Genomic DNA, 11,616 nt, shown 5'->3' with positions numbered 1-11,616 from the left:
AACCGCCTGGTCGGCATCCTCCACGGATGCCTCAAAACCCACACCACCTACGACCAGGCAACCGCCTGGTCACACCACCACCACGACCTCGCCGCTTGACATCCAACCTCCAGGGATGTCTGACCCGTTCAGCGGGTGGCCTCGGCCTCGTTCAGCGGGCGGCCTCCGCCTCGATGACGGCGTCCACCTCGGCCTTGCGCGCGGCCTCCTCGGCGGCGAACCGCTGCGCGTCGAGCCGCTCCGCGTCGAGCCGGTCGGCGAGCTCCTCGTCGCCGCGCATGAGGGCGTCCAGGTCGGCGCGGGACGCGTCGAGCACGCCCATCTCCTCGAACGTCTCCCGGATGCGCGGGCTCCACAGGCCGATGTCCTTCACGCAGGGGACGATCCGGCTGAACAGCAGCGCCTGGAACATCCGCATGTAGGGGGAGTTGTTCACCAGCTCCTCGACCTCGGCGGCGGGGATGCCGAAGTTGGTCCAGATCTCCTTGCTGCGGATGCGGTCGCGCATGAGGTGGCAGCCCTGGATGACGAACTCCTCGCGCTCCTTCATCTCGGGCGCGGACAGCTCCTTGTAGTAGTCGCGTAGTGCGAGCCGTCCGAACGCGACGTGGCGGGCCTCGTCCTGCATGACGTAGGTGAGGATCTGCTTGGGGAGCGGCATGGTGGTCACGTCGCGCATGACGCCGAACGCGGCGAGCGCGAGGCCCTCGATGAGGACCTGCATGCCGAGGTAGGGCATGTCCCAGCGGGAGTCGCCGAGGGTCTCGTGCAGCAGCCCTTCGAGGTTGGTGTTGATGGGGTAGACGAGCCCGATCTTCTCGTGCAGGAACCGGGAGAAGATCTCGACGTGGCGGGCCTCGTCCATGGTCTGGGTGGCCGAGTAGAACTTGGAGTCCAGGTCGGGGACGGCCTCGACGATCCGCGCGGCGGTGAGCATCGCGCCCTGCTCGCCGTGCATGAACTGGGAGAACTGCCAGGACGCCGCGTGCCGCCGTAGTTCGGCGCGGTCGGTGTCGCTCATCCGGTCCCAGTAAGGGGTGCCGTAGATCGCGAGGGACTGGTCGGGGACGCCGAGGACGTTGTGCGGGTCGACCTCGAGGTCCCAGTCGATGCGGGTGGCCGCGTCCCACTGGCGGTCCTTGCCCTTCTGGTACAGGGCGAGCAGTGTGTCCCGTCCGTCGTCGTACTCCCAGGTGAAGCGGGTGTCGCCGCTCATCGGCACCGTCCGGATGGACGGCTCGACGGGGGTGGTGTACAGGTCATGGGTCGACTTGCTGGTCGGCATGCTGAACCTCCCGGCACGGGGGCGAGCCGCGACGTACGTACGTTGTACGTCCGGCGTACGTTGTACGTACCGTGTCATGGTTCACTTACCAGAGTCAATGGCCACGAAAGCGAACGAACGATGAGCGATGCGCCGACCCCCGCCACCCCCGAAGCGGCCGTCCCCGCGGTCCCTGACGCGGAGGTGCCGGAGCCGCCCGCTCGCCCGGCGCTGACCAGGGACCGGATCGTCCGGGCCGCGATCGGGCTCATCGAGGCGGACGGCCCGGACGCCCTGTCCATGCGCCGCGTCGCGTCCGCGCTGGACGTCGCGGTGATGTCGCTCTACAACCACGTCCCGAACAAGAGGGCGCTGCTGGAGGGCATCGCCGAGCACGTCGCGAACCGGATCGACCTCGCCGACGACCCGTCCGCGCCGTGGCCGGAGCGGGCCCGCGCGCTCGTGCGCGCCCACCGGAAGATGGCGCACGACTTCCCGCGCAGCCTTACGGTCGTGCTCACGCACAAGGTCGACACCCCGGTCGGGCTGCGGCCCGCCGAGCGGGCGCTGGCCGTCGCGGCGGCGGCCGGGTTCGACGGCCCGACGTCGGTCCGCGCGATGCGGGCGCTGCTCGCCTACGCGGTCGGGACGCAGATGCGCGAGGTGCGCGCCGTCGAGACGATCGCGCACCTCGGGACGCCGGCGTCCGACTCGTTCGCCAAGCTCGACCCGGACGAGTTCCCGCACGTCATCGCGCTGGCGCCGGAGATGGGCGAGAACGACCCCGAGGCCGACTTCGAGTTCGGCCTCGACCTGCTCATCACCGCCCTGGAGCTCCGCGCGGCCGCAGGCCCCGGGGGCGGGGCTCAGCGCGGCATGTAGGGGGCGAGGCCCTGGCGGCAGAAGTCGGTCATGTGCCGGGCGGCGTCCTGCGCGGTGACCTCGGGGCGGCCGGTGCGCCAGAGCGCGAGCCGCTCGCAGCCGCCGATGATGATCTCGGTGTAGGCGAGGACGGTCGCCTCGGGCGCCTCCGGCGCGAAGATTCGGATGCCGCCCGCGATGAGGGCGCTCTGCTGGCGGCGGGTGTCCTCGACGGCCTCGGCGGCGGCGGGCGGGGTGTCGACGGGCTGGCGCATGAGGAGCGCGAACGTGGGCGCGTGCCCGTCGATGAACTCGAAGTAGGCGACCATGCCGCGCCACAGGACGTCCTCGGCGTCCGCGCCGTCCGCCATGGCCCGCTGGGTGGCCTCGAACAGTTCCGCCTTGCTGCGGGCCATGCAGGCCTGCAGGAGGCCGTCCTTGGAGCCGAAGTACTCGTAGAGCATCGGCTTGGAGACGCCGCAGCGCTCGGCGATCTCCTCCATGGACGCGGCGCGGAAGCCGCGTTCGCCGAAGACCTCCTCGGCCACGTCGAGCATCTGCCGCTCCCGTTCGGGACGGGACATGCGGCGGCGCGGGCGCGCTGTGGCACTGCTCACAGGAAATCCCATCTATTGGACCTACCGTCAGTAACCTACCGGCGGTAACTTACCCATGGTAGGTCTCCGCGCGATGGGATGGACGAATGAACGAGCGCACCCCCCCGGCGATCGTCATCATCGGCTCGGGCTTCGCCGGGCTGGGCATGGCGATCCGGCTCAGGCAGCAGGGCTTCCACGACTTCGTCGTGCTCGAGAAGAGCGAGGCCCTCGGCGGGACCTGGCACGACAACACCTACCCGGGCTGCGCGTGCGACGTGCCGTCCCACATGTACTCCTACTCGTTCGAGCTGAACCCGGGCTGGTCGCGGATGTTCGCGCCGCAGCCCGAGATCCGCGCGTACATGGAGGCGACGGCCGACAAGCACCGCGTGCGCGACCACATCCGGTTCGGCGCGTCCGTCGACTCGATGGAGTGGGACGACGCCACCGGACGCTGGAACGTGACGCTCGCCGGCGGCGAGGTCCTGCGTCCCAAGGCGGTCGTGACGGGCATCGGCGCGCTGCACATCCCGTCCTTCCCGGACCTGCCCGGCATCGAGCGGTTCCAGGGGGCGGCCTTCCACTCCGCCGAGTGGGACCACGGCACCGACCTCACCGGCAAGCGCGTCGCGGTCATCGGGACGGGCGCGTCCGCGATCCAGTTCGTCCCGCAGGTGGCGAAGAAGGCGGCCAAGCTCGTCCTGTTCCAGCGGACGGCGCCGTGGATCCAGCCGAAGCCCGACCGCGCGATCCCCGCGCCCGTCCGGACGCTGTTCGAGAAGGTCCCGGGCGCGGCGCGCGCGTTCCGCGCCGGGATCTACTGGGCGCTGGAGGCCCGCGCGGTCAGCTTCGCGGTGAGCCCGAGCCTGTCCGGGCCGATGAAGAAGCTCGCGCTGAGCCATCTGAACAAGCAGATCGCCGACCCGGAGCTGCGCGCGAAGGTGACGCCGGACTACACGATCGGCTGCAAGCGCGTCCTGCTGTCGAACGACTACTACCCGGCGCTGACCCGCGACAACGTCGAGCTCGACACGTCCGGCGTGGCCGAGGTGCGCGAGCACTCGATCGTCACCGAGGACGGCGTGGAGCACGAGGTCGACGTCATCATCTACGGCACCGGCTTCAAGGTGACCGACGCGCTCGCCGAGATGCGCGTGACCGGACGCGGCGGCGTGAAGATCCAGGAGGTCTGGGCCGACGGCATCGAGGCGCACCACGGCACGACGGTCGAGCGGATGCCGAACTTCTTCATGCTGCTCGGCCCGAACACCGGCCTCGGCCACAACTCGGTCGTGTTCATGATCGAGGTGCAGATCGAGCACGTGCTGAGCTGCCTGCGCCTGCTCCAGGAGCGCGGGATGGACGCCATCGAGCCGCGGCCGGGCGCCGTCCGCACGTTCAACGACCGGATGCACCGCAGGCTGCGCCGCGCCGTGTGGAACGAGGGCGGCTGCCAGTCCTGGTACCTGGACGAGCACGGCGTGAACCGGACGCTGTGGCCCGGGTTCACCTTCGAGTTCTGGGCGTCGTCCCGGAAGGCCAAGGAGGACGAGTACATCCTCAGCCGCTGACCTGTGCGGAAACAGAGACTGCCCGACCGGATTCCGGGCGGGCAGTCTCTGTCTGGGGGGTCTAGTTGCTGGGACGGAGGCGCAGGCGGCGCGGGGCCGGGGCGGGCTGCGGGGGCAGCGCCCGCATGCGCGCGACCGTGAGGCGCTTCTCGGCGAGGTTCAGCCGGACGAGCCCCTTGGCGGTCAGGTCGCGGGCGGTGATGCCCTTGCCGAGCAGGATCCAGTTGGTGCGCTCGTCGCGGGCGAGGGTGCGGCGGCGGCGCGTCCAGAAGAGCGGGGTCATCAGCAGCCCGGACGCCACGACCACCGCGGCGCCGGCCCACGCGACCGCGCCGGGCTCCGCGCCGCTGAGCAGCGGCTCGTGCGCGGCCTGGAGGCTCGTGACGGGCGAGGCCGGCAGCGCGAACGCGGCGACCTGCGGTCCGGCGACGGGCGGCAGCGCGACGCTCGGGGCCTGGAACGCGTTGTGGTCACCGAGGGGGTCCAGGCCGGGCGGCGGGGCGTTCACGCCGGGCGGCAGGTTGCCGTACGCCCCGGGCGGGCCGCCGTTGCCGTTGCCGTTCCCGGGGATGGTCACGGACGCGGCCACGACGCTGAGCGGCGTCGAGACGCTGTGCGCGCCCGCGTTGCTGGACGTCACGGTCGCCTTGACGGTGATGGTCCCCGGCTTCGTCCCGGCCGGGACGGTGACCGAGCCCAGCACCGAGGCCGAGCCGGACACGCCGCCGACGTAGGAGCTCGCCGGGGAGACCGACGCGCCGCCGCTCGCGCCGAAGTCGACGGTGACGCCGCTCGCCGACCCCGACACCGTGGCGGACACCGACACGGTGTCCCCGGCGTGGACGGCCGACGTCGACAGCGCGATCCTGAGGCCGAGCCCCGGCTGCCCGTCGCCGGGCGGCGTCGGGGACGGTCCGCCGGGCAGGTTCCCGCCGGGCGTTCCGCCGCCCGGGGTCTCGCCTCCGGGCGTCCCGCCACCGGGAGTGCCACCGCCGGGCGTTCCTCCGCCGGGCGAGCCGGTGCCCCCACCCGGGGTCCCGCTTCCGGGCGGGTCGGTCGGGGGAGTGCTGGTCGGTGGGTCCGTGGGCGTCGTCGGCGGGTCCGTCGGAGTGGTCTCCGTCGGCGTCGGGGTCGGGGTCTCGGACGGCGTGCCGTCACCCGGCGCGGGCGTGTCCGACGTCCCCGACGTGGGCGTGGGGTCGGCGAACGCGGCGGGGGCCGCGAGGCCGCCGAAGGCCAGGACCGCGGCCGCGCCGAGGCCAGCGAACAGGGGAAGACCGACCGGTCGGGTACGCACCCCGCCTCACCTCAGCCATTCGGTGTCGTGGGAAACAATTTCTCGGACAGTAATATGACCACGTCCGAGGAATGGCTATCAACCCTTCCGGCCAGAGTTGTCCCGGATGACGAAAAGGGCGGACGCCGGACCCCCGGAATTATCATCAGGTGAGTGGTGGGGACGTGCCGGGTGTGCTGTCTCCCCGGTCGCCGGGCGGGGCCGGCTCCACTTCCTGGAGTAATCTCGTCGCTCGGAGTACGACCTCCATCGCGAAGCGTGAGTCGGCGTCGCCGAGCTTGTCGCCGAGCACCTCCTCCAGGCGCCGCATCCGGTACCGCACGGTCTGCGGGTGGATGTTGAGCCGGTCGGCGAGGTCGGCGGCCGTGCCGCGGGTGGTGAGCCAGGCGTAGAGGGTCTCCAGGTACCGCTCGGGCTGGCCGCCGCCGAGTTCGGTGACCCCGGCGAGGAGCCGCCGGGTGAGGTGGTCGACGACCGTCTCGTCCGACAGGAGCCACAGGGTGACCAGGTGCTCGCCGCTGTCGATCACGCGCTGGTCGCCGAGGGCGCCGGTGCGCGCGACGGTGAGCGCGCGGCGGGCCCAGCGCAGCGACTCGGCGGCCTTGACGGTGGGGACGGTGAGCCCGACGGCGAGCCTGCGGTCGGGCCAGCCGGAGGTGAGCATCCGCAGCCGCCCGGCGTCGACCTCGCCGGGCACCAGCAGGTGCGGCGCGTCCCCGGACAGGTCGACGAGCAGGTCGCGGTGCAGGGTGTGCGGGGACGGCTGGGGCCCGACGGGCAGCGCGACCAGGGTGACCTCGTCGGGCACGTTCCATCCGGCGAGCCGGGCGAGGTTCCCGACGGTCTGGGTGCTGGGCGGCGGCTCGCGCAGCAGGCTGTGCAGGAGCCGCCGGCGGTGGTCCTGCTGCTCCTCGTCCGGGCGGGCGGTGACGTAGCCCTCCAGGGACAGCGAGGCCAGCTGGTTGATGTAGGAGAACAGCTCGTCGGCGAGGCGTCCCATGACGGGGGCGGGCAGGTTCCGCTCGGCGGCGACCTTCATCACCCGCCGCCAGGCGACCTGCGCGCCGATCCGGTAGGCGGTCTGGAGGCTGGACAGGGTGCGTCCCTCCATCGCCTCGAACCGGCCGAGCCTGCGGTAGGTCTCGTCGTGCCGGTCGCGGGGCGTGGACGGGTCGGCGAGCGAGTCGACGAAGTGGGACAGGGCCCGCTCGACGCCGATCCGGAGCGCCTGCACGTAGGGGCCGTCGGTGGCGCGTCCGTACTCGGGGACGGCGCGCTTGATCTCGGTGATGATCTCCGCGGCGAGGGTGGGCAGCTCGGGCCGGACGAGCGCGACCAGCCACCGGGGGGCGGGGCCCGTCCCGGGGTCGCCGTGCGTCTGCGCCATCGCGCTCCTCCGCTGGGCGCGCTTCGGCGGCGACGGGGCCGGGGGGTTCCGGCTCGGCGGCCGCCTGGCGTGCCCGGCGGTGGTGTCAGGCCCCGGGCCGGCCGCGCGGGCGGGCGCGGGCGGACCGGGGTCCGGGGGTGGGACCGCCTCCGTCGCGTCGAGCGGGGGTCCCCACGCGGCGGTGCGGCTCGTGTGTTCTGGAGCACACCGACGTTAGATCAGCGCTCTCCTGTGATGCGGGCCACTTGGTATAACGAGAGCGTAAAATCACTTTCCGCTCCTTTTGTATGACCCTGCGTCGGGGTCGGCGCGGTCCGCCGGGCCGGGCGGGAGTGCGTCGTCCTCGTGCATGAGGGACGCCGCCCGCAGCGTCACATCCAGGGCGAACCTGGTTTTGGGGTCGCCCAGGCTGTCGCCGAGGTAGTGATCCAATTGCCGCAGCCGGTACCGGACGGTCTGCGGGTGGACGCGCAGGCTCTCGGCGATGTCCACGGCCGTCCCGCGCGTGGTGACCCATTCGGTGAGCGTCGCCGTCAGTTTCCGCCGGTGGCCGGTTGTCAGATCCGCCAGTGGAGCCAGGTGCCGCCGGGCCATCTCCTCGGCCAGGACGGGGTCGGAGAGCAGCCACAGCGTCGTCAGGTGCTCGTCGCAGGGGATGAGGGAGCCCCGGGGGATGACGCCCTCGCGCGCGAGCGTGAGGAGGCGGACGGCCCAGCGCAGGCTGTGCGCGACCCGCGACAGGGGGAGCGTGAGGCCGAGGACGCTGTCGGCCTCCTCCAGCGCGGCGCGCAGCATCGCGGCGCGCGCCGGGGTGAACGGTCCGGGCACCAGCAGCCGGGGCTCGGCGTCGTCCAGGTCGATGAGGACGTCGCCGTCCAGCGCCGAGCGGGTGCAGGGCGCGCCGGGTGCGACCGCGACGACCGTGGCGACCTCGGGAAGCGGCCACCAGGCGGCGTTCCGGGCGAGTTCCTCGACGGCCTCGGCGGACGCGGGCGGCTGCCGCAGCAGGGTGCGCAGCAGTTCCTGCCGCACCTCGCGGTGGTGCATGTCGGCGTGTTCGAGGGCCTTGCGGTGGCCGGTGCGGGCGGCGGCGACCGCCTCGTCCATGTAGACGATCATGGCTTCGACCAGGCCGGTCAGCCGCCCGGCGGGCACGCCCTCGCGCTCGGCGATGGACATGGTGCGCCGGTAGCAGACGTGGAAGGCCGTCCGGTAGGCCGCCTGGAGGAGGTCGAGGGTGCGGCCCTCGATGGCCTCGAAGTGGCCGAGCGCGCGGCAGGTCTCGTCGCGTTCGGCGCGGCCGGGGCCGTCGCCCGCGACGAGGTCGACGAACGCGGTGAGCAGCTGCTCCACGCCGACGCGGAGGATCCGCCCGTAGGCGGAGTCGGCCGGGCGGTCGTACTCGGGCACGGTCCGCCGGATCTCCGCGTCCACCTCGTCGATCGCGGCCGGGAGTTCGGCCCGCATCAGCCGGGCCAGGTGCCGGGGCACCCGGATGTCGAGCGGTCCGGACAGGTGATCCAGCGTGTCGGTCAAAACCTCACCGCCTAAGGGACGAGTGATCGGAGCACGCGTGTGATCCAGGGCACGCGGAGCTTAGGCATGGGTTCGGTGGGGGACAAGGGTCGGGGGTCAAGATGCCCGGTCAGTACTACACGGATGACAAGTCCGGGCGGTGGCGTTGCTCGTGTTCTGACAAACGCGGGTGCGCACCGGGTGATCGAAATCCGGTTACCGGCGAGTACTAACTTCGGGGGAATCCGCCGGGCCCAAAAAACTCATGTGCTGACAACCGGTCCGTAGCGTTGCCGATTCGTGGCTTTTCACTATTGAGTTCACGACAGTTTCCGCCGTACGGTCACCGCCACGGCAACAACATTCGACTCCTGTTCGCTGGCGGTGGTTCGTGGGAATTGAGGTCGCCGTCGAGGGGCTGACGAAATCCTTCGGCACACAGACGATCTGGCGGGACGTCACGCTGACGCTTCCCGCCGGCGAGGTGACCGTGCTCCTCGGCCCGTCCGGCACGGGCAAGACCGTCTTCCTGAAGTCGCTCATCGGGCTCATCAAGCCCGAGGACGGCACCGTCCGGGTGGACGGCGTGGACATGGTGAACGACCCGGACCGCCGGGTCTTCCGCGCACGCAAGCGCTTCGGCCTGATGTTCCAGGACGGGGCGATGTTCGGCTCCCTGAACCTGTACGACAACATCGCGTTCCCGCTGCGCGAGCACACCCGCAAGACCGAGCGCGAGATCCGGCGCATCGTGCTGGAGAAGATGGACACGGTCGGCCTGGCCGGGGAGGAGAAGAAGGTCCCCGGGCAGATCTCCGGAGGCATGCGCAAACGCGCCGGCCTCGCCCGCGCCCTGGTCATGGACCCCGAGATCATCCTGTGCGACGAGCCGGACTCGGGCCTGGACCCGGTCCGCACCGCGCACCTGTCCCAGCTGCTCATCGACGTGAACGCGCGCATCGACGCGACGATGCTCATCGTCACGCACAACATCGAGATCGCCAGCACCGTCCCCGACAACATCGGGATGCTCTACCGGCGCGACCTGGTCGCGTTCGGACCCCGCGAGACCGTGATCGCCTCCGAGGACCCGGTGATCGCGCAGTTCCTGCGGGGCAGCCCCGAGGGGCCGATCGGGATGAGCGAGGAGAAGGACGCCGCGCTCCTCGCCGAGGAGGCCGCACGGGCCGCGAACCGGCCCCGGCCCGTCGCCCGTCCCATCGAGATCCCGGCGCAGCTGCGCCCCAGTCCGGGCGAGCCCGAGCGGTCCGGGGAGATCCGGCACGCGGCGCGCGTGGACGCGCTGCTGCCGTCCCTTCCGCACGCCGCCGCCGAGGCCATCAGGCGCGGACGCGTCGCGACCGCCGAGGCCGCCGCGGTCGCGGCCGCCGCACAGCAGGCCGCCGCGCAGCGCGCGGCCTCGGCCTCACAACCGGCCCCGCAGCCGGAGACGCACCCGGCGCCGCAGCCTCCGCCGCTGCCACCCGAGTTCAGACCACCCGGGGAGACCCCGTGACAACACCCCAGATGTCCGTACCCGGCGCGGCGGCACTGCGCCAGACGGGACGGCTCTTCGCCCTGGCGGGCACCGTGCTCGCCATGACGTTCCGAAGGCCCTTCCAGCTCCGGGAGCTCATCCAGCAGTTCTGGTTCATCGCCTCGGTCGCGATCCTCCCGACGATGCTCGTCTCGATCCCGTTCGGCGCGGTCATCTCGCTCCAGGTCGGGTCGCTCGCCAAGCAGCTCGGCGCGCAGTCGCTCACCGGCGGCGCGTCGGTGCTCGCGGTCGTCCAGCAGGCCAGCCCGCTGATCGTGGCGCTGCTGATCTCCGGCGCGGCCGGCTCGGCGATCTGCGCCGACCTCGGCTCCCGGACGATCCGCGAGGAGATGGACGCCATGGAGGTCATGGGCGTCTCGCCGATCCAGCGCCTCGTCGTCCCCCGGGTGCTCGCCTGCACCGCCGTCGCCGTCCTGCTGAACGGGCTGGTCTCGGTCGTGGGCGTCGCGGGCGGCTACTTCTTCAACGTCGAGCTCCAGGACGGCACCCCCGGCGCCTACCTGGCGAGCTTCTCGGCCCTGGCGCAGCTCCCCGACCTCTACGTCAGTGAGCTGAAGGCGCTGATCTTCGGGTTCATCGCGGGGGTCGTGGCGTCCTACCGGGGGCTGAACCCGCGGCCCGGCCCGAAGGGCGTGGGCGACGCCGTGAACCAGTCGGTGGTCGTCACGTTCCTGCTGCTGTTCTTCGTGAACCTCGTGATGACGGCGATCTACCTCGAAGTCGTCCCGGCGAAGGGGGCCTGATGGCGAGCGTCAGAACCATCCGGCCGCACACCTGGCTGGACCAGCCGGGCGACCAGCTCGGCTTCTACATCCGGGCCCTGCTGTGGACGCCGCGCGCGCTCCGCCGCTACCCGAAGGAGATCGTCCGGCTGCTCGGCGAGGTCGCGTTCGGCTCGGGCGCGCTCGCCGTCATCGGCGGCACGGTCGGCGTCATGCTCGGCATGACGGTCTTCACCGGTGTCGTCGTCGGCCTGGAGGGCTACGCGGCCCTGGACCAGATCGGGTCGGCCGCGTTCACCGGCTTCATCTCCGCGTACTTCAACACCCGCGAGATCGCGCCCCTTGTCTCAGGGCTCGCGCTGTCGGCGACGGTGGGCGCGGGCTTCACGGCGCAGCTCGGCGCGATGCGCATCAACGAGGAGATCGACGCCCTGGAGGGCATGGGCATCACCAGCCTCCCGTACCTGGTGACGTCCCGGATCGTCGCCGGGACGGTCGCGATCATCCCGCTGTACGGCATCGGCCTGCTCAGCTCGTTCCTGGCGTCGCGCGAGGTGACGGTGCTGGTCAACGGCCAGTCGACCGGTACCTACGACCACTACTTCAACCTGTTCCTCGCGCCCGAGGACGTCGTGCTGTCGTTCGCCAAGGTGCTGATCTTCAGCGTCATGGTCATCCTCGCGCACTGCTACTACGGCTACCGCGCCGTCGGCGGTCCCGCCGGGGTGGGCGTCGCGGTCGGCCGCGCCGTCCGGACGGCGATCGTGCTGATCAGCGTGACCGACTTCTTCGTCAGCCTGGCGATCTGGGGCGCGACGACGACCGTGAAGGTGACGGGGTAG

At 71.6% G+C, this 11,616-nt stretch carries 10 protein-coding genes; 5 read left to right on the top strand and 5 right to left on the bottom strand.

Annotation, left to right across the window (positions count from 1 at the left end):
• Positions 1-151: 151 nt before the first annotated feature.
• Positions 152-1,285: a ferritin-like domain-containing protein gene (locus EBO15_RS06870; protein WP_122193444.1), complete on the bottom strand. Its 1,134-nt coding sequence runs from the start codon at positions 1,283-1,285 to the stop codon at positions 152-154.
• 120 nt (positions 1,286-1,405) lie between these two features.
• On the opposite strand from EBO15_RS06870, the gene EBO15_RS06865 reads away from it, so the two are divergent.
• Entirely contained in the window at positions 1,406-2,146 is a 741-nt protein-coding gene (locus EBO15_RS06865) for a TetR/AcrR family transcriptional regulator (protein WP_122193443.1), read from the top strand.
• On the opposite strand, the gene EBO15_RS06860 is transcribed toward EBO15_RS06865, so the two are convergent.
• A complete protein-coding gene (locus EBO15_RS06860) occupies positions 2,131-2,742 on the bottom strand; it encodes a TetR/AcrR family transcriptional regulator (protein ID WP_233616022.1) in 612 nt (203 codons plus the stop codon). The genes EBO15_RS06865 and EBO15_RS06860 overlap by 16 nt on opposite strands.
• 86 nt (positions 2,743-2,828) lie before the next feature.
• Here EBO15_RS06860 and EBO15_RS06855 point away from each other — a divergent pair, with 86 nt between their 5' ends.
• On the top strand, positions 2,829-4,295 hold the full coding sequence (locus tag EBO15_RS06855) for a flavin-containing monooxygenase (protein WP_122193441.1): 1,467 nt from the start codon (positions 2,829-2,831) through the stop codon (positions 4,293-4,295).
• 61 nt (positions 4,296-4,356) lie between these two features.
• Here the strand turns inward: EBO15_RS06855 and EBO15_RS44065 are convergent, their stop codons facing one another.
• The 3 genes from EBO15_RS44065 to EBO15_RS06835 all read right to left on the bottom strand — a co-directional run bounded on the left by EBO15_RS44065 (position 4,357) and on the right by EBO15_RS06835 (position 8,515).
• Positions 4,357-5,592, bottom strand: coding sequence for a hypothetical protein (locus EBO15_RS44065; protein ID WP_158628144.1), 1,236 nt, complete (start codon positions 5,590-5,592; stop codon positions 4,357-4,359).
• Between the two features lie 145 nt (positions 5,593-5,737).
• Positions 5,738-6,979: a helix-turn-helix domain-containing protein gene (locus EBO15_RS46740; RefSeq protein WP_122193440.1), complete on the bottom strand. Its 1,242-nt coding sequence runs from the start codon at positions 6,977-6,979 to the stop codon at positions 5,738-5,740.
• 267 nt (positions 6,980-7,246) lie between these two features.
• Positions 7,247-8,515, bottom strand: a complete 1,269-nt coding sequence (locus EBO15_RS06835; RefSeq protein WP_122193439.1) for a helix-turn-helix domain-containing protein — start codon at positions 8,513-8,515, stop codon at positions 7,247-7,249.
• 370 nt (positions 8,516-8,885) lie between these two features.
• On the opposite strand from EBO15_RS06835, the gene EBO15_RS06830 reads away from it, so the two are divergent.
• Genes EBO15_RS06830 through EBO15_RS06820 form a run of 3 tightly spaced genes read left to right on the top strand, consistent with a single transcriptional unit; the run spans position 8,886 to position 11,616 of the window.
• On the top strand, positions 8,886-10,010 hold the full coding sequence (locus EBO15_RS06830) for an ABC transporter ATP-binding protein (RefSeq protein ID WP_122193438.1): 1,125 nt from the start codon (positions 8,886-8,888) through the stop codon (positions 10,008-10,010).
• 11 nt (positions 10,011-10,021) lie between these two features.
• Positions 10,022-10,795, top strand: coding sequence for an MlaE family ABC transporter permease (locus EBO15_RS06825; RefSeq protein WP_122193437.1), 774 nt, complete (start codon positions 10,022-10,024; stop codon positions 10,793-10,795).
• Positions 10,795-11,616: an MlaE family ABC transporter permease gene (locus tag EBO15_RS06820; RefSeq protein WP_122193436.1), complete on the top strand. Its 822-nt coding sequence runs from the start codon at positions 10,795-10,797 to the stop codon at positions 11,614-11,616. Before EBO15_RS06825 ends, EBO15_RS06820 begins: the two co-directional genes overlap by 1 nt.

It is taken from the genome of Actinomadura harenae, assembly GCF_003696215.1.
Taxonomy (GTDB): Bacteria; Actinomycetota; Actinomycetes; order Streptosporangiales; family Streptosporangiaceae; genus Spirillospora; species Spirillospora harenae.
This window is presented reverse-complemented; position numbering and strand designations above follow the sequence as displayed.